The organism is Proteus sp. G2618, from assembly GCF_009915995.1.
In the GTDB taxonomy this organism is placed as follows: Bacteria; Pseudomonadota; Gammaproteobacteria; order Enterobacterales; family Enterobacteriaceae; genus Proteus; species Proteus terrae.
The window spans coordinates 26724-45724 of record NZ_JAABNI010000024.1 but is presented as its reverse complement, the minus strand read 5'-3'; the positions used below and the strand labels follow the sequence as shown (position 1 = coordinate 45724).

At 39.6% G+C, this 19001-nt stretch carries 12 protein-coding genes; 9 read left to right on the top strand and 3 right to left on the bottom strand.

Going from position 1 to position 19001, the window contains the following annotated elements; genetic code table 11:
• Positions 1-17: 17 nt before the first annotated feature.
• Both GWJ01_RS14430 and GWJ01_RS14425 read right to left on the bottom strand, forming a co-directional pair.
• Entirely contained in the window at positions 18-3746 is a 3729-nt protein-coding gene (locus GWJ01_RS14430; RefSeq protein ID WP_161711237.1) for a DUF4132 domain-containing protein, read from the bottom strand.
• A 370-nt stretch (positions 3747-4116) separates the two neighbouring features.
• Positions 4117-5247: a multidrug effflux MFS transporter gene (locus tag GWJ01_RS14425; RefSeq protein ID WP_109402231.1), complete on the bottom strand. Its 1131-nt coding sequence runs from the start codon at positions 5245-5247 to the stop codon at positions 4117-4119.
• A gap of 101 nt (positions 5248-5348) precedes the next feature.
• Here GWJ01_RS14425 and GWJ01_RS14420 point away from each other — a divergent pair, with 101 nt between their 5' ends.
• The gene (locus tag GWJ01_RS14420) at positions 5349-6110 is read left to right on the top strand and encodes an AraC family transcriptional regulator (protein ID WP_109393446.1); all 762 of its coding nucleotides are present in this window, start codon (positions 5349-5351) and stop codon (positions 6108-6110) included.
• 80 nt (positions 6111-6190) lie between these two features.
• Here the strand turns inward: GWJ01_RS14420 and GWJ01_RS14415 are convergent, their stop codons facing one another.
• Complete coding sequence (locus tag GWJ01_RS14415) at positions 6191-7474, bottom strand: citrate synthase (RefSeq protein ID WP_109393447.1); 1284 nt, start codon at positions 7472-7474, stop codon at positions 6191-6193.
• Positions 7475-8096: 622 nt separating this feature from the next.
• Here GWJ01_RS14415 and sdhC point away from each other — a divergent pair.
• The 8 genes from sdhC to sucD all read left to right on the top strand — a co-directional run bounded on the left by sdhC (position 8097) and on the right by sucD (position 17798).
• Positions 8097-8477: a succinate dehydrogenase cytochrome b556 subunit gene (gene sdhC, locus GWJ01_RS14410; protein WP_129586864.1), complete on the top strand. Its 381-nt coding sequence runs from the start codon at positions 8097-8099 to the stop codon at positions 8475-8477.
• Positions 8471-8815, top strand: coding sequence for a succinate dehydrogenase membrane anchor subunit (sdhD, locus tag GWJ01_RS14405; protein ID WP_006537664.1), 345 nt, complete (start codon positions 8471-8473; stop codon positions 8813-8815). Before sdhC ends, sdhD begins: the two co-directional genes overlap by 7 nt.
• Complete coding sequence (sdhA, locus tag GWJ01_RS14400; protein ID WP_023581183.1) at positions 8815-10581, top strand: succinate dehydrogenase flavoprotein subunit; 1767 nt, start codon at positions 8815-8817, stop codon at positions 10579-10581. Before sdhD ends, sdhA begins: the two co-directional genes overlap by 1 nt.
• 34 nt (positions 10582-10615) lie before the next feature.
• Positions 10616-11332 (top strand): succinate dehydrogenase iron-sulfur subunit, encoded by a 717-nt coding sequence (locus GWJ01_RS14395; protein WP_006537662.1) that lies wholly within the window; start codon positions 10616-10618, stop codon positions 11330-11332.
• A 245-nt stretch (positions 11333-11577) separates the two neighbouring features.
• A complete protein-coding gene (gene sucA / locus GWJ01_RS14390) occupies positions 11578-14382 on the top strand; it encodes a 2-oxoglutarate dehydrogenase E1 component (protein ID WP_109393448.1) in 2805 nt (934 codons plus the stop codon).
• A gap of 13 nt (positions 14383-14395) precedes the next feature.
• The gene (gene odhB / locus GWJ01_RS14385; RefSeq protein ID WP_088493413.1) at positions 14396-15601 is read left to right on the top strand and encodes a 2-oxoglutarate dehydrogenase complex dihydrolipoyllysine-residue succinyltransferase; all 1206 of its coding nucleotides are present in this window, start codon (positions 14396-14398) and stop codon (positions 15599-15601) included.
• A gap of 161 nt (positions 15602-15762) precedes the next feature.
• A complete protein-coding gene (gene sucC, locus GWJ01_RS14380) occupies positions 15763-16929 on the top strand; it encodes an ADP-forming succinate--CoA ligase subunit beta (RefSeq protein ID WP_109402232.1) in 1167 nt (388 codons plus the stop codon).
• A complete protein-coding gene (gene sucD, locus GWJ01_RS14375) occupies positions 16929-17798 on the top strand; it encodes a succinate--CoA ligase subunit alpha (protein WP_006537657.1) in 870 nt (289 codons plus the stop codon). The genes sucC and sucD overlap by 1 nt, the downstream gene beginning before the upstream one ends.
• Positions 17799-19001: the final 1203 nt, after the last annotated feature.

Sequence of the window (19001 nt, the reverse complement as noted above, 5' to 3'; positions counted from 1 at the left end):
CTAATTATCCCTATCTTTTACCAAGGTGTTTTCTTTTCCCATTCAGGATCAAATCCTGCGCAAGCTTCAGCGACTTTTAGATAATCCGCATAGCTTTCTGCTAATAGAATCGGTGGTACATTTTTTAGCTCAACATTATTGCGATCCCAGTAATTCTGCTGATTTTTCTCAAAGCTTAAATCAAATAATACAGCTGGAATATTTTCTTCTGGAACATAGCTACCACTGAAACCGATATTGACGTAGTAGTTTAAACTAGAGAAGAATTTGTAATAATGAGAGAACGAGCCACCATCTTCTGCTGGGCCTCGTTGATAACCCATTTTGGTTAAAATACCGCGTAAAGTGAAGGTGTCTGTGATCCAACCTTTTCTATCTTCCACTTCAGTTTGTTTCAGATCTAATTCTGGGATCTTATGCTCCATTTGAGAGAACAAGAATTTCACTTTGTAATCTTTAAAGTGAGCGATCCATGCCTTACGTTCATCTTCATTGACCAATGCTGCGTGAGCAAGTTGGATCAACGAATCGTTTTGTAAAGTCACTTCATCATCTTCAAGATCAAGCAATGCACCGTCATCAGAAGGGCGGAATGTATTGATAACCTTGCCATCTTTCACTTCTTGCCAAACCAGTTGTTCAATCAGTTTATGCATGATTGGATGAGCTAAGATATATTCTTGCCAATCCGCGCTTAACCACTGACGTTGAGCACACATGGCTTCATATAAGCGTACACTTTGCAATTCAATAACTTGTTTGAGTTCTTTTTTACTTGAAGTGAAAAGTTTTTTCGCTTCTTTAATCAGCTCCGCATCATCATTTTTGCGCGCTGCAGGTAACGCTTTAACTTCTTTGCCTTCTGGATTAAACAGAACAAGTTTTTGTTTTGCATCCATTTTTGCAGTGAAAATACGTTCACCATATTCCAACACTAATGTTCCGGTATCATCAAAACCTGCGGTTGGAATAGTTCTATCGGCTAATTCATCTGCACTCCAGCCATTACGCTCCGCGATTTGCGTGACTAAATTACGAGCTTTTTCCTGAACAGATGCCGTGCGATAACGGCGTGATAGTGAAAGAAGAAGCTGAATGATAATTGGATCATTGCTTGATGCTACAGCATCAATCATGGCTTCAATTTGAGCTCGGCGCTGATAGTGATCACGCATATAGTTACGTAATACAGATACTGCAACATGACCTTCAATGCCGCAGATAAGCGCTAACATACCTTTATCACTGATTGCAGAGCCTAAATAACGACGTAATACCTCATTTTTAATCTCTTCAATCACTTGTTCTAATGTGAAGTTTTCATATTTAGCATAATATTCAGGATAACGTTTAGCCCAGTTTTGATAATTACTTAAACGCCCCGGCGCTTCACGTTGTGCTTCTACCATTGCTTCTTCCAGTGATGGACCTTTAATATCCTGAGCAACAAAGGTATGCAGAATAAAGCTTGAAAGTTTATGTTGGCTATCTGTAGAAAGTAGGCCGATATAACGTTGTAATAGCGCGTTGCCTCCAGGCATTTTTAGTTTTACTGCCAGAATAATCCACCAACGAATAATCGCTGGATCAACCGCTTTCTTGTTTTCCCATGTTAATGCAGGGATTGTCTCAAAATTAAACCAAGCAAGGCTCGCTGGTGCTTTGGCTTTAAGGCCTTTTTCAGCTTCTGCTAATAACGTTTTTGGCGATAAGTAGATCGAAATATCTTCGCCTAACTGCTCTAATGCAGTGAGTAAAGAGGCTCGTACTACTTCGCGTTTCTCTTTTTTCAATAAGGCATTAAGCGCAGGTAAGGAGTCCGGATTATTTAAGCGAGCTAACCATTCAATGGCTGTAACACGGATCTCTTGTTTACTTGAGGTTAATCCTTCTTGTGCACTTAAATGAATATTAGGCAGTGTTTCTAATAATTTTTGTGCGGAAACGCGGTGCGTTTTATTTTCACCTAATGCCAATTCCATGATGCGCGGAACAAATTGTGCAGGAATTGTTGGGAAACGTCCTAATACTTCAATTCCTTGTGAAATCTCAAATTGGCGATAGCGATGTTCGCTTTGGTTTGGCATTAAGTTTAGTGCTTCTGCGATATAATCAGTATGTTGAGAAAAGAAAGGCCAAACTTGTTCCGGTTTACGAAAACGGCGTAAGCCATCTTGATAAGATTCTAAGCATAGTGCTGCTGTGACACGGGCTGCGCGTTTGAAGCTACATCTTTCTAATACATTTTCAACTTGTCGTAATTCAATATCACTAAATAAACGCTCTGGAATATCACCATTAAAGTAGTGAGAGGAGAAGTGATCGGCATGTTGGCGGTTGTTGGTTATCACACGTACAGCATGGAAGAATGTGTATTCTGGCAAATTAGGAATACGATTTTTGTGTTTAATAATTTGGATTTCATTCGACTGAATAGTGCCTTGCCCACTGTTGAGCTTATCAACTAATGCACGACATTGTTTTTCATTAATCTTAGATAAATCTTTATAATGACGCTGTGCCCAATTATAAGAGTGCTTCGATGTTTTATTTTCTTCAATTTCGCGTTCAGCATTTTCTTTCGCTTTAGCTAACATCTCATTGAAGTTATTGACCATAATATCACGGGCACTATCGGGTAATGGTGTATCTTCTAATGGTGTAAAATCAGGTGCTTCGATGGCATCAACGGTGTTTGCGTTATCAGCAACGCTAAAACGTTGTAGAGCACTTTCAATGCTCTTGATGACCGCTTTTGAGGTTTCATGTTTTAACGCTTCTTCAAGTACATCACGGTTTTCACCTTGGCGAGCAAATAAATCAGCCGCTTGTGTACGTTGTTTTGGTGTACCGTTCATTAAAACATGGGTTAAATTTTCTTTTACAATTTCAGCCGGTAAGGTATTCAAAATAGGTTCTGCGGCTTTTTTCACTGTTTTTAAACTGCTGGTGGCAAGTAAAACAATAATATCTGCAAAAGTATCGCGTAATATCGTATTTTTGTTTAGATAGTTAATTAGCTCAACTAAACCATTTGCTGACAGTTTTTCAACTAATTCCGTTCTAATAAATTCTTGATGTGAAAGTAGATAATCTTTTAAATCATGAAGTTCATAAATACGCTTAAGATTAGAAGCATAATATTCAGAGATATCTTTTCTATCGAATACTGCGAATAATGCATTTTCGCCTGGAATATTGGCCTCTGCTTCGACCATATTAGCGATAAATTCCATACTCCAATGTTTACGATGTTCTAAATTAAGATTACGTGCATTATCATAAGTGGTGTAAAACGCATCAACTAACAGGTAAATAACCCAAGTTGGCACTTCAGTTGTTGTCACTTTGATATTGATATCTTGGCATGCAGCTGCAATGACTTTTGCATAACGAGCGACTTGTTCTAAAGAAAAGCTTTCGCCAATTTTAGAGTAAAGCTTATGACGGGCATTCAGACCTTGGGTGATAACTTTACTATATTTTCCTGTATCAACATTACTGGCATACCACCATTCTAATGTTCCTGCGCGATGAAAATAAACGGCTGCTTTTGCTGCATCCAGTTTATTTAATTCAAAAAGAATTTCAGGGTTTTTACCTGTAAGTATATAATTTAATGTACGTTTAGGTAACTCTTCATCAAATATAGCAAGCAGTACAAGAGATTCTTGGAGATATTTCTCAGTAATATCGACGTCTTTTTTCCCAAAAATAGGGAAAATGTCTAAGATTTTTTTTATCACGCCAGTTCCTTAAGCTATGTATGGATAAACAGTTTTTTTTACCATGAAATAGCGAAACGAACAATTTGATTATCACTGTTGGAAACGAAGGTAAGATATATCATTTGTTAAATTTATAGATATAAACGCTAAAAAAGCTAACCTAGCTTTATTAATATTCAATTCTGCAATATATAAAACGCTATATTAGGAAAAAGTGCTGAAAATGAAGAAGTGATAATAAAGGCGTTTTTTGTGGTATTTGAAAAATTTAAGAATTGTCTGTTTAAGAAAATAGGTATTAACCCTTAGCTAAATTGATTGAAAAATTAACAGCAAAAAGAGCAAAAAAAAGAGCCCACATTAAACATAAGGAGCTCTTTTAGATTTATTATTTTGTCGTTTGACGAGAAAAAGAGAGTAGCAATGAACCTAGACTACAAATTAGTAAAGTGATTGCTAAACTTTGTCCCCATCCAGCAAGTGCAAGCCCGCCACCAATTAACAAATAGTAGAATAAGCCTAATAATGCTCCCGCAGTACCTAAACGATCTTTATACCGTGCTAATGCTGTGGCTAAGATATTTGGAATAGCAATGCCATAAGCAATAACACTCGTCATCATTGGGATAATAAAGCTAATGTGGTCACGTAAAAAATAAACACCCGCAGCACTAACTAATGCAATAAAGCTGGCAAGTAAAACTAATTTTCCACATGACCAATGATGATTTAATAATGCTTTATTAATATAAGAGCCAATACCGACACCTATTGCTAACACAATGCCACTATATCCAAAGGTGCTTGCGCTATATCCTTGTTTATCAAACATAAAAGGAGCTAATTGATAATAAGCAAAAAGGCTGATATTAAAAAAGGCAATTAATAATACAGTTTTAGCAATTTGCTTATCCTTAAGCATTTTTATTGCAGTTTCTCCTAACGGTGCTGTTTTTATTGTTTCAGGGCGGCTTTCAGGTAAAGCAAAAGCACTCCATAACAGTAAAATCACAGCCAAGAGAGCTAGGCCACTAAATACTCCTTGATAACCTGTATAGCTGACTAACAATGAACCACTTAACATACCTATTGCTGGGCTTAATGCGATAGCGGCTCCCATCACTGAGAATACTTTTGCTAACTCATCACCACTATAGACATCACGCATAATGGTTTGTGTACCTACTGATCCTACCGCAGCACCAAAAGCGGAAAGCATACGCAATCCAAGTAATATTGAAAAATCTTGTGTCATGAAAACACCAAGACAAGCAATAGCGTAAATAAACAATCCAGCTAACATTGTCGGACGACGACCAATGACATCACATAACCGACCCCATATAATGACCCCCAATGCAAACGCAAAGAAATAGAGCGAAAGTGTTTGCCCAGCCTCGTTTGCACTGACATGAAAGCCGTTTGCAATATCAGTAAGTGCTGGGCTATAAATGGTTTCTGCAATTTGTGGAAACATCATTAACGCAATTGCTAACCATAAAGAGAGTTTTTTGTTCATCTTTTTATCCTACATCCTTAAATCTTGATGAGCAGAATACAGAGATAATGAATGTCTTGTTATAAACATAAAGACATATTATTTTTCAAATAGGACAAGTGATGGCTTGGCTTAATCAATACGACCACTTTGTGCCAGAAGAGCATCTTGCATCAGTTGTGGGTATTGCAGCAGAAATGGGAAAGCACGATTCAGGATTTCATTCTCATGATAGAGGGCAATTATTATTTACGCAGTCAGGATGTATGCGAATTACTATAGCCTCTCGGGTCTCTGTTTTACCCCCTATGAGAATTGCGTGGATCCCCGCAAAATTGGAACATCGAGTCGAAATGTATGCATCTGTGGGATATCGCTCTGTTTATATTTCCGATAAATATCATGATAAATTTCCAAGTGAGAGTGAGATATTTACGCTTTCTCCTCTTTTGCGAGAAATTCTTGAGCGTATTTCAGTGGCTGATTTTGATACACAATGGGAAGAAGGGCGTTATGCGAATCTATTAGCTGTTTTCTTTGATGAAATCACGCAGGCTCAGCGACAACCCAATCATTTATTTATGCCGAAAGATAGGCGATTAAAGCGTTTATCATTTGATGATTTGCCTCCACCGTTACAAGAAATGGCGAAATATGTGGGAGCGAGTGAAAAAACGATCACGCGTTTATTTTATAAAGAAACAGGCTTAAGTTATCAGCAATGGCGTCAACAGTGGCGATTAATGAAAGCCATTGAATTATTAGCTACCCATCATCGCTATATTGATATTAGCCAGGTATTAGGATTTGCCAGTGATAGTGCCTTTATTACCTTTTTTAAAAAAATGACAGGGCAAACACCGCAAGAATATTTGAAAAGTTGATTGAATTTTATCGATAACTTTAAAATATAAAGCCCCGATTTAAGCGGGGCTTATTAAGATAAATAATTAATAAAATTCAATTATTTCTTTTTAATTTCACTTTTGAAATTGCGCTCATCATAACCAGTATAAAGCTGACGAGGACGCGCAATTTTCAGACCATCTTCGTGCATTTCATTCCAGTGAGCAATCCAGCCAATTGTACGTGCAATAGCAAAAATAACAGTAAACATATTGGATGGAATACCTAACGCTTTAAGGATAATACCAGAGTAGAAGTCAACGTTAGGGTACAGTTTTTTCTCAATAAAATACGGGTCGTTTAAGGCAATACGTTCTAATTCCATTGCCACTTCAAGTAAGCTGTCGTTGAGGTTTAATTCTTTTAACACTTCATGACAGGTTTCACGCATTACTGTTGCACGAGGATCGTAGTTTTTGTAAACACGGTGACCAAAGCCCATTAAACGGAAGGAATCATTTTTATCTTTTGCACGTTTAATAAATTCAGGAATGTGTTCAACCGTTTTAATTTCTTCCAACATACGTAGACAAGCTTCGTTAGCACCACCGTGCGCTGGTCCCCAAAGTGACGCGATACCCGCTGCAATACATGCAAATGGGTTTGCACCAGAAGAACCCGCAGTACGTACAGTTGAGGTTGACGCATTTTGTTCGTGATCGGCGTGAAGGATGAAAATTCTATCCATTGCGCGTTCAAGTACTGGGTTAACGACATACTCTTCGCATGGTGTTGCAAACATCATATGCAAGAAGTTACCTGCATAGGAAAGGTCATTTCTTGGATAAACGAAAGGTTGACCAATCGAGTATTTGTAACACATCGCTGCCACTGTTGGCATTTTTGATAGTAGGCGATAAGCCGTTATATCGCGGTGAACTGGATTACTAACATCCAATGCATCGTGATAGAACGCAGCTAAAGCCCCTGTAACACCACACAGTACTGCCATTGGGTGTGAGTCACGACGGAAACCATTGAACAGTCGGGTAATTTGTTCATGGATCATGGTGTGACGAGTTACAGTGGTTTTAAATTTATCGTATTGCTCCTGTGTTGGTGCTTCACCGTACAGAAGGATATAACAGACTTCCAAGTATGTTGATTCAGTCGCTAATTGTCCGATAGGGAAACCACGGTGAAGTAAGATACCGTTATCACCATCAATAAAAGTGATTTTTGACTCACAAGAGGCGGTTGAGGTAAAGCCGGGATCATAGGTGTAATAACCTTTGGAGCCGAGAGTACGAATATCAATAACTTTGGAACCGAGTGTAGGGGATAGAACGTCCAAGTCTACAGATGTTTCAGCAATCGTTAGCTTAGCTTTGTTATCAGCCATTTATAATCTCCTTAGCGCTTATATGTCTCCTAACAAAGTCGAGGGTATCTTCATAAAGATGCACTTCGATAGTGAAACTATAGTTGATGTAAGGTACCCAGCCGAGTTTTATTTAATGCCCGTAATGTCTAGGTCTATAGTGTGTCACTTATGTTAAGGAGCTTTTGATGTTATGTTTTTTAGGTGCTTTTTTATGCAATGCACTTAGAATTAGTACTGCTATCACTTTTACATAAGTTTGAGGTTTCTGGAAGCGTGTTTGCGCACAAAAAAAACATAAACATTAAAATAATGCAGTAAATGTAAGAAAAATGTTGTGTATGTGTCAAAAATGATAATCATTTTTGCATCGGATGTATTAAATAGTGATCCCTCTCACTGTTCGAGGCAAATGTCGGGCACACAAGTTGTGTGGTAATTGTAATAAGTTTGTGAAGCACTTATACTGCGCGCAGGTCTCCGGAACCGTTGTTGTATGGAGAACCAGCGTAACGAATCCACACTTTTTGTAAAATAGACGGATTTAACATTTTACTTAAAATGTGCCTTTGTACCCCATTCGCTGTTTGATTTCCATCCAGGTCCGGAGGAAGGAAAAATTATAAAAGCTGTGTGGGCATAAATTGTGAAAAAACAAAGACCTGTCAATCTGGATTTACAGACGATACAGTTTCCACTCCCTGCTATCGCATCGATCTTGCATCGTGTCTCTGGGGTTATCATGTTAGTCGCAGTTGGCATCTTACTGTGGTTACTTGGCACCTCTCTCTCCTCTCCTGAAGGATTTCAGCAAGCTGCTGAAATTATGACTGGCTTCTTCGCGAAATTTATTTTGTGGGGCATCCTAACAGCATTGGCGTATCACATTTGTGGTGGTATTCGTCATATGTTAATGGACTTCGGCTTTATTGATGAAACCTTGATTGTAGGTCGCAATTCAGCGGCAGCATCAATGGTTATTACAGTAATTTTATCAATATTGGCGGGGGTATTAGTATGGTAAGTAATTCTTCTACTTTAGGCCGTACTGGCATACAGGATTGGTTATTCCTTCGTGCCTCAGCCATTATTATCGTTTTATACGTTCTTTATCTTGTGGGATTTATTGCTACAACAGAAATAACCTATGAGGTATGGCGCGGATTCTTTAGCTCATCCTTAACCAAAGTGTTCACCATCTTGACTCTGCTTTCTATTCTTATTCACGCGTGGATCGGAATGTGGCAAGTGTTAACGGACTATATTAAACCGCTGGCATTACGTCTGACTTTACAACTGATTATTGTTGTTGCGCTGTTGGTTTATCTTATTTATGGAACAATTGTGGTGTGGGGTGTGTAATGAATCTGCCAGTAAGAGAGTTTGATGCTGTTGTTATTGGTGCGGGTGGCGCAGGTATGCGTGCCGCTTTACAGATTTCTCAAATGGGTCTGTCTTGTGCACTGATTTCTAAAGTTTTTCCTACTCGTTCTCATACTGTTTCCGCTCAAGGTGGTATCACTGTTGCACTCGGTAATACCCATGAGGATAACTGGGAATGGCACATGTACGATACGGTAAAAGGTTCCGACTATATTGGTGACCAAGACGCTATCGAATATATGTGTAAAACCGGCCCTGAAGCAATTTTAGAGCTGGAACATATGGGACTCCCATTTTCTCGTCTAGATGATGGCCGTATTTATCAACGTCCATTTGGTGGTCAGTCAAAAAACTTTGGTGGTGAACAAGCTGCACGTACAGCTGCTGCCGCTGACCGTACTGGGCATGCATTGTTACATACCCTTTATCAGCAAAATTTAAAAAATCACACAACCATCTTTTCAGAGTGGTATTCACTGGATTTAGTGAAAAACCAAGATGGCGATATTGTCGGTTGTACTGCAATCTGCATCGAAACGGGTGAAGTCGTTTATTTCAAAGCAAACGCCACGATTTTAGCGACTGGCGGTGCGGGGCGTATTTACCAGTCAACTACAAATGCGCATATCAACACCGGTGATGGTGTAGGCATGGCGGTTCGCGCAGGTGTTCCTCTGCAAGATATGGAAATGTGGCAATTCCACCCAACTGGTATTGCGGGTGCAGGTGTGTTAGTGACTGAAGGTTGTCGTGGTGAAGGCGGATATCTGTTGAATAAAGACGGTGAACGCTTTATGGAACGTTATGCACCAAACGCCAAAGACCTTGCTGGTCGTGATGTGGTTGCACGTTCAATCATGATTGAAATTCGTGAAGGTCGTGGTTGTGATGGCCCTTGGGGTCCTCATGCGAAATTGAAACTCGACCATCTGGGTAAAGAAGTTCTTGAGTCTCGTTTACCGGGTATTCTTGATCTTTCTCGTACTTTCGCACACGTTGACCCAGTTAAAGAGCCAATCCCTGTTATACCTACATGTCACTATATGATGGGTGGTATTCCAACAAAAGTAACGGGTCAAGCTATTCGTGTGAACGAGAAAGGCGAGGACGTTGTTATTCCTGGATTGTTCGCAGTCGGTGAAATTGCTTGTGTATCTGTTCATGGTGCAAACCGCTTAGGTGGTAACTCACTGTTAGACCTCGTGGTATTTGGTCGTTCAGCAGGGGTTCACTTAAAAGAGTCATTAATGGAACAAGGTACTATGCGTGATGCGAGCGATTCTGATGTTGAAGCGGCATTAACGCGCTTAAATCGCTGGGAAAACAACCGTTCTGGTGAAGATCCAGTTGAGATCCGTAAAGCACTGCAATCTTGTATGCAACATAACTTCTCGGTATTCCGTGAAGGTGATGCAATGGCTAAAGGCTTAGAAGAACTGAAAGTTATTCGTGAGCGCTTACAAAATGCACGACTGGATGATAATTCAAGTGAGTTTAATACACAGCGTATTGAGTGCTTAGAATTAGACAACCTGATGGAAACTGCTTATGCCACTGCGGTGTCTGCAAACTTCCGTACAGAAAGTCGTGGAGCTCATAGCCGTTTCGATTTCCCAGAGCGTGATGATGCGAACTGGTTATGTCATACATTATATCAACCGCAAACCGAAACAATGACACGACGTGAAGTCAATATGCAGCCAAAACTGCGTGAAGCCTTCCCACCAAAAGTGCGTACATATTAATTAGCGGTGTTATTGAAGTTGCGGAGACTTAAATATGAAACTTGAATTTTCGATTTATCGTTACAATCCCGACGTTGATAATGCGCCGCATATGCAAGATTACACCCTCGAAGTTCCTGAAGGGCGTGACATGATGCTGTTGGATGCATTAATTCAGCTAAAGGAAAAAGATCCTACCTTATCGTTCCGTCGTTCTTGTCGTGAAGGTGTTTGCGGCTCTGATGGCGTGAACATGAATGGTAAAAATGGTTTGGCTTGTATCACACCTATTTCATCTTTACAGAAAGGAAGTAAGAAAATTGTGATCAGACCGTTACCCGGTTTACCAGTAATTCGTGATTTAATAGTGGATATGACTCAGTTCTATACACAGTATGAGAAAATTCGTCCGTATTTAATTAATAATGGCAAAAATCCTCCTGCTCGTGAGAACTTACAGTCACCAGAACAGCGTGAAAAGCTTGATGGGCTTTACGATTGTATCCTTTGTGCTTGTTGTTCAACCTCTTGCCCATCATTCTGGTGGAATCCAGATAAGTTTATCGGGCCTGCTGGATTGCTAGCGGCTTATCGTTTCTTGATTGATAGTCGCGATACAGAAACTGAATCTCGTCTTGATGATCTTAACGATGCGTTCAGTGTGTTCCGTTGTCACGGCATCATGAACTGTGTCAGCGTATGTCCTAAAGGACTCAATCCAACAAAAGCGATTGGTCATATTAAGTCAATGTTGTTAAAACGTAGTGCATAAAATAATAACCGCCCTAAAATAGTTAGGGCGGTTAATGGAAAAACTAAGTTAGACGTTTGCGGTAAAAATAGTAAGGCACCTTTAAACACTGTAAGACAGTGCTTAAAGGTTCCTTGAGAGCTAAAGCTCCATATTTAAAGAACCTGCGAGATAGCGGGTCATAAGAGAACCTTGCAATCGACACCGTTTAATCACGGTATTAGTTATCCACGGCGAACTAAAGCTGTATAGCTTAAGGGATCATAATGCAGAACGGCGCAATGAAGGACTGGCTAGAATCAACTTTTCTAGCAGGAGAGAATCAGTCTTACATAGAAGATATCTATGAAGATTACCTAACTGACCCAAACTCTGTTGACGAAAGTTGGAGAGAGATTTTTCAACAACTGCCCGCAAGTCAAGGCATAGAACAGTCGCATTCTCAAACCCGCGACTACTTCAGACGCCTCGCAAAAGAATCCACTCGATATCATACCTCGGTAAGCGATCCGGCAATGGACTCAAAACAAGTTAAAGTTTTGCAGCTCATAAATGCCTTCCGTTTTCGTGGTCACCAAAACGCTAATCTCGACCCGCTTGGTTTATGGAAACAAGAATCTGTTCCAGATTTAGATCCTGCTTTCCATAATCTAACTAAAGAAGACTTTGAAGAAACCTTCAACGTCGGTTCTTTTGCTATCGGCAAAGAAACGATGAAATTAGGTGATTTATATGAAGCACTGAAGCGCATTTACTGTGGTTCAATTGGTGCTGAATATATGCATATCACTAATACTGAAGAAAAACGTTGGCTACAACAACGTTTAGAATCAGTAAATGTTGCAGATCAATTCACTAAAGAAGAAAAGTTACGCTTCCTGACAGAGCTAACGGCAGCTGAAGGTTTAGAGCGCTATTTAGGTGCAAAATTCCCGGGTGCAAAACGCTTCTCTTTAGAAGGTGGTGATGCATTAGTTCCGATGTTAAAAGATTTAATTCGCCATGCAGGTAAACAAGACACTCGTGAAGTGGTTCTTGGTATGGCGCACCGCGGACGTTTAAACGTTCTGGTTAATATCCTAGGTAAAAAACCAGCTGATTTATTTGATGAATTTGCGGGTATTCATAAAGAACATTTGGGAACCGGTGACGTTAAATATCACCAAGGTTTCTCATCTGACTTTGCGACTGAAGGGGCTCAAGTCCACCTCGCATTAGCCTTTAACCCATCTCACCTAGAGATTGTTAGCCCAGTTGTAATTGGTTCTGTGCGTGCTCGTCGTGATCGCTTAGATGAAGCGCGTAGCAATATGGTTCTTCCTATCACTATTCATGGTGATGCGGCAGTAACAGGTCAAGGTGTTGTACAAGAAACCTTGAACATGTCTCAAGCGCGCGGTTATGAAGTAGGTGGTACAGTTCGTATTGTTATCAATAACCAAGTTGGTTTTACGACTTCAAATCCAAAAGATGCCCGTTCAACACAATATTGTACTGATATTGTGAAAATGGTTCAGGCTCCAATTTTCCACGTTAATGCAGATGATCCTGAAGCGGTAGCTTTTGTGACTCGCTTAGCATTGGATTTCCGTAATACCTTTAAACGCGATGTTATGATTGATCTCGTTTGTTACCGTCGTCATGGTCATAACGAAGCGGATGAACCAAATGCAACTCAGCCTCTGATGTATCAAAAAATCAAAAAACATCCAACACCACGTAAAATTTATGCGGATAAACTGGTTGCTCAATCACTGCTTGATGCCAATGATGTGACTGAACTGGTTAATCTTTATCGTGATGCGCTGGATCGTGGTGACTGTGTTGTTGAAGAGTACCGTCCAATGGGTCTGCATTCTTACACATGGGAACCGTATTTGAATCATGAATGGAATGAAGAATACCCACATAAAGTAGAAAAAGCGCGTTTACAAGATTTAGCGCGTCGAGTGAGTACCGTTCCTTCAGAAATCGTGATGCAATCTCGTGTTGAGAAAATTTATGCTGACCGTGCTGTTATGGCTGAAGGTGAGAAACTACTCGATTGGGGTGCCGCAGAAACATTAGCGTATGCGACTTTAGTTGACCAAGGTATCACCATTCGTCTTTCTGGCGAAGATGCGGGACGAGGTACATTCTTCCATCGTCATGCGGTTATTCATAACCAAACAAATGGTTCTGTTTATGTACCATTAGCCAATGTTCATAATGCTCAAGGACAATTTAATGTCTGGGACTCTGTATTAACAGAGGAAGCTGTACTTGCGTTTGAATATGGTTATGCCACAACAGAACCTCGCGGTTTAACAATTTGGGAAGCACAATTTGGTGACTTCGCAAACGTTGCCCAAGTAGTTATCGACCAATTTATTAGCTCTGGTGAGCAAAAATGGGGTCGTATGTGTGGGTTAGTCATGCTGTTACCGCACGGCTATGAAGGCCAAGGCCCAGAGCACTCCTCTGCACGCTTAGAACGTTATCTGCAACTGTGTGCAGAACAAAATATGCAGGTTTGTGTGCCATCAACTCCGGCTCAGGTTTACCATATGTTACGCCGTCAAGCGTTACGTGGTATGCGTCGCCCACTTATCGTAATGTCACCAAAATCACTGTTACGTCATCCATTAGCGGTTTCTGAATTGGATGAATTAGCAAATGGTAAATTCTTACCTGTCATTGGTGAAATGGATGATTTAAAACCTGCTGATGTGAAACGTGTTGTGATGTGTTCAGGTAAGGTTTACTACGATTTATTAGAACAGCGTCGTGCTAATGAGCAAAATAACGTTGCTATTATTCGTATTGAACAACTGTATCCATTCCCACACGAAGATATGGCGCAAATTCTCGCACCTTATGCTCATGTAAAAGAGTTTATTTGGTGCCAAGAAGAGCCTCTGAATCAAGGTGCTTGGTACTGTAGTCAGCATAACTTCCGTGATGCTATTCCAGCAGGCGCAACATTACGTTATGCAGGACGCCCTGCATCAGCCTCTCCAGCAGTTGGTTATACCTCTGTTCATCAGGAGCAACAAAAAGCTCTGGTTGAAGACGCACTGAAAGTTGAATAAATAAGGATAGAAAATGAGTAGTGTAGATATTCTAGTACCGGATCTCCCTGAATCAGTTGCTGACGCATCGGTCGCAACTTGGCATAAAAAACCTGGTGATAGCATTCAACGCGATGAAGTGCTGGTTGAAATCGAAACAGATAAAGTTGTTTTAGAAGTACCTGCAAGTGAAGCAGGTGTTTTAGAGAGTATTCTTGAAGAAGAAGGCGCTACTGTTGGTTCACGCCAATTACTAGGTCGCATTCGTTTAGGTGATAGCACAGGCATTCCTGCTGATGTGAAACCAGCTCAAGATAGCACTCCAGCACAGCGTCAAAGTGCTGATATTGCTGAAAAAGGCAATAACGATGCATTAAGTCCAACTGCGCGTCGCTTAGTGGCTGAACACGATATTAACCCTGCGGATGTGAAAGGCAGTGGTGTAGGCGGACGTTTAACTCGCCAAGATATCGAAGGTCATGTTGCGAATAAATCAACTACACAACCAGTAGCAGAAGTTCCTCAAGCACTGTTATCTCACCGTAGCGAAAAACGTGTACCAATGACACGTTTACGTAAACGTGTAGCAGAGCGCTTACTAGAAGCGAAAAACACCACTGCAATGTTGACAACGTTTAACGAAATCAACATGCAGCCAATCAAAGATTTACGTGCTCAGTATGGTGAAGCATTCGAAAAACGCCACGGTGTACGTTTAGGCTTTATGTCTTTCTACATTAAAGCTGTTGTTGAAGCACTGAAGCGCTATCCAGAAGTGAATGCTTCTATTGATGGCACTGATGTGGTTTATCACAACTACTTTGATATCAGTATTGCAGTATCAACACCTCGTGGTCTGGTAACGCCAGTATTACGTGATGCAGATGCTATGAGCATGGCGGATATTGAGAAGAACATCAAAGCGTTAGCTGTAAAAGGTCGTGACGGTAAGTTAACTGTTGAAGACTTAACAGGTGGTAACTTCACTATCACAAATGGCGGTGTTTTCGGTTCATTAATGTCAACTCCGATTATCAACCCACCACAAAGTGCCATTTTAGGGATGCATGCAATTAAAGATCGCCCAATGGCAGTAGACGGTCAGGTTGTTATTCTACCAATGATGTATCTGGCTCTGTCTTATGACCACCGTTTAATTGATGGTCGTGAGTCTGTCGGTTTCTTAGTAACCGTTAAAGAGATGCTAGAAGATCCAGCTCGTTTATTACTGGATGTATAGGTAATAAATATCGCTTTTAGGCAGGAGATGCTCCTCCTGCCTACTTAGCAACAGACACAAGCATCAAAGAAGTACAGTGTGTTCGTGAAGCCAGATCCTTCTGGCTTATAGTCAAAAAAATAAGAAAGCCCGACTTTCAACAAGATTATGGATAGAACATCATGAATTTACACGAGTATCAGGCAAAACAGCTTTTCACACGGTATGGATTACCAGCACCTGCTGGTTTCGCCTGCTCCACACCGCGCGAGGCAGAAGAAGCTGCATCAAAAATCGGTCAAGGCCCTTGGGTCGTGAAATGTCAGGTTCACGCGGGTGGACGTGGTAAAGCGGGCGGCGTAAAAGTCGTTAAATCTAAAGAAGAGATCCGCGCATTTGCTGAACAATGGTTAGGCAAACGTTTAGTCACTTATCAAACAGACGCTAACGGTCAGCCTGTTACACAGATTTTGGTTGAAGCAGCCACCGATATCGCTAAAGAGCTTTATCTTGGTGCAGTTGTTGACCGTGGCACCCGTCGCATTGTCTTTATGGCATCAACAGAAGGCGGCGTTGAAATTGAGAAAGTGGCTGAAGAAACACCTGAGCTTATTCATCGCGCAATTATTGATCCACTGACTGGCCCAATGCCTTATCAGGGAAGAGAATTAGCATTTAAATTGGGTTTAAAAGGCAAGCAAGTTAGTCAATTTGCTAAAATCTTTATGGGATTAGCCTCTATTTTCTTAGAGCGTGATCTCGCTTTAATCGAAATTAACCCACTGGTTATTACTAAAGAAGACGATTTGATTTGTCTTGATGGCAAATTAGGCGTAGATAGCAACGCGTTATATCGTCAGCCAGAAATGCGTGAAATGCACGATCCTTCACAAGAAGATCCTCGTGAAGCACAAGCGGCACAATGGGAACTGAACTACGTTGCATTAGATGGCAATATTGGTTGTATGGTTAATGGTGCTGGTTTAGCGATGGGTACAATGGATATCGTTAAACTTCACGGTGGCGAGCCTGCAAACTTCCTCGATGTAGGTGGTGGTGCAACAAAAGAGCGCGTAACTGAAGCATTTAAGATTATTTTGTCAGATGAAAATGTCAGCGCTGTATTAGTCAACATTTTCGGCGGTATTGTTCGTTGTGACTTAATCGCAGATGGTATTATTGGCGCAGTTGAAGAAGTTGGCGTTAATGTTCCTGTGGTTGTTCGTCTTGAAGGAAACAATGCAGAGTTAGGCACCAAAAAATTAGCAGATAGTGGATTAAATATTATCGCTGCTAAAAGCTTAACGGATGCCGCGAAACAAGTTGTTGCAGCAGCGGAGGCAAAATAATGTCTATTTTAATTGATAAGAATACCAAAGTAATTTGCCAAGGCTTCACTGGTAGCCAAGGAACATTCCACTCTGAACAAGCTATTGCTTATGGTACGCAAATGGTCGGTGGTGTTACGCCGGGTAAAGGCGGTACTACGCACTTAGGTTTACCTGTATTCAATACAGTTCGTGAAGCAGTTGAAGCAACAGGTGCGACTGCGACAGTTATCTATGTACCCGCACCATTTTGTAAAGATTCAATCTTAGAAGCGATTGATGCAGGTATCAAACTAATTATTACTATTACAGAAGGTATTCCTACACTGGATATGCTGACTGTTAAAGTTAAATTAGATGAAGCTGGCGTACGTATGATTGGCCCTAACTGTCCGGGTGTTATCACTCCGGGTGAATGTAAGATTGGCATTATGCCAGGTCATATTCACTTACCAGGTAAAGTTGGTATTGTATCTCGTTCAGGTACATTAACTTATGAAGCTGTTAAGCAAACAACGGATGTTGGTTTAGGTCAATCAACCTGTGTTGGTATTGGTGGAGACCCAATTCCGGGTTCTAACTTTATTGATATTCTTAAGCTATTCCAAGAAGATCCACAAACAGAAGCGATTGTGATGATCGGCGAAATTGGTGGTACAGCGGAAGAAGAAGCGGCTGCTTATATCAAAGATCACGTCACTAAGCCTGTAGTCGGTTATATCGCAGGTGTAACAGCGCCTAAAGGCAAACGTATGGGACATGCGGGTGCAATTATTGCTGGTGGTAAAGGCACTGCGGATGAGAAATTCGCTGCCCTTGAAGCTGCAGGTGTTAAAACAGTTCGTAGCTTAGCCGATATCGGTGAAGCGATTAAATCACTGATCAAATAAGTAACAATTCTGTTAATAATTTCAGATTGATACTATCTCGAATGCCAGTTTCTAAAAAAAGAGCTGGCATTTTTTATTTTTAGTTTCATTTAAAAAGCTATATCAATAGCTAATATTGTAATTAACACATCAATACCCCACCTAAATTTATTCTAACAAACTGTTTTATATTGTTTTTTTAAAGTTGATCTGTGTGTGCGAAATATTATTTCTCTATTTATTAACTTTCTTGTGGTGCCTAAAAGTAATGATATAAGCAATGAATAGATACCCAGGATTGTTAAAAATAATATTTTAAATGCATGTTTTAGTAAAAAAGAATATTAGCAGAAAAAATGAACCTCTATTTTATGCTGTTCGCAATATAGGTACTTCTATCAATATAGTAATAATTAGCTTTAAACCTGTACTAGGATCACGCTGTAACACTGATTTTCACTAAGGAAATGGGCTTTTAAACATGTTAATGAATGAGTAAGGAGTAGGGGAGATAAGGTCTTTAATAGCAAAAAATATCTTTTCATTATGTTAGAACATCAAAATGACGATTAAAGGGGAATTATGATCTCCTTATTACTATAAGAATTGATAATAAGAAGTTGGTTAGTATCTTGAAAATCACTTTGTTTGAATACGAAAACACAATGAAAGCTTTTTTTATTTTTTCTTGCAATTTTTCAATAAATGACTTGTTTTTGTTTTCTATCTATTTGATTTTAAAAGTTATTTTTTATTGCATTAATGGCGATTTTACGTTCTATTTGTTAGATACAGATTTATTGCACTTAATTTATCTAGAATAAAAGAGAAACTAAAAAATAAATAATATTAAAAATTGATAATCCATATTGGACTTTTTATATATCTTGATTAGATAAAATAATAGAGTGATTTTTTTATATTTACATTTTTGTAAATTTCAACTTATTAATTAATAGATTATTTTTTTAAAATATTTATTATTTACCTGCAAAAAAATGAAATTGATATTAAAATTAATAAAACACAATTAAAAGTGTTTATTTTTAAGTCTTTTATGAAAATAAAAAGTTAATTTTATTATGGAAAATATAAGGAGGTAAATTACACTTAAAAATAAAAACAACATTGCATTAACACAATGGTAACTATTGGGTAATTTATTCGCAACTAGTTAACATTAAAGTGTTTTTTTGATGTGGGTCAAGTTATTAATTGTGGCAA

What these genes read in the sequence shown, in the direction of transcription:
- sdhD (WP_006537664.1), top strand. Translation starts at nt 8,471, where the DNA reads ATGGTAAGTAATTCTTCTACTTTAGGCCGTACTGGCATACAGGATTGG.
- sdhA (WP_023581183.1), top strand. Translation starts at nt 8,815, where the DNA reads ATGAATCTGCCAGTAAGAGAGTTTGATGCTGTTGTTATTGGTGCGGGT.
- sucC (WP_109402232.1), top strand. Translation starts at nt 15,763, where the DNA reads ATGAATTTACACGAGTATCAGGCAAAACAGCTTTTCACACGGTATGGA.
- sucA (WP_109393448.1), top strand. Translation starts at nt 11,578, where the DNA reads ATGCAGAACGGCGCAATGAAGGACTGGCTAGAATCAACTTTTCTAGCA.
- GWJ01_RS14415 (WP_109393447.1), bottom strand. Translation starts at nt 7,474, where the DNA reads ATGGCTGATAACAAAGCTAAGCTAACGATTGCTGAAACATCTGTAGAC.
- GWJ01_RS14420 (WP_109393446.1), top strand. Translation starts at nt 5,349, where the DNA reads ATGGCTTGGCTTAATCAATACGACCACTTTGTGCCAGAAGAGCATCTT.
- GWJ01_RS14395 (WP_006537662.1), top strand. Translation starts at nt 10,616, where the DNA reads ATGAAACTTGAATTTTCGATTTATCGTTACAATCCCGACGTTGATAAT.
- odhB (WP_088493413.1), top strand. Translation starts at nt 14,396, where the DNA reads ATGAGTAGTGTAGATATTCTAGTACCGGATCTCCCTGAATCAGTTGCT.
- GWJ01_RS14425 (WP_109402231.1), bottom strand. Translation starts at nt 5,247, where the DNA reads ATGAACAAAAAACTCTCTTTATGGTTAGCAATTGCGTTAATGATGTTT.
- sucD (WP_006537657.1), top strand. Translation starts at nt 16,929, where the DNA reads ATGTCTATTTTAATTGATAAGAATACCAAAGTAATTTGCCAAGGCTTC.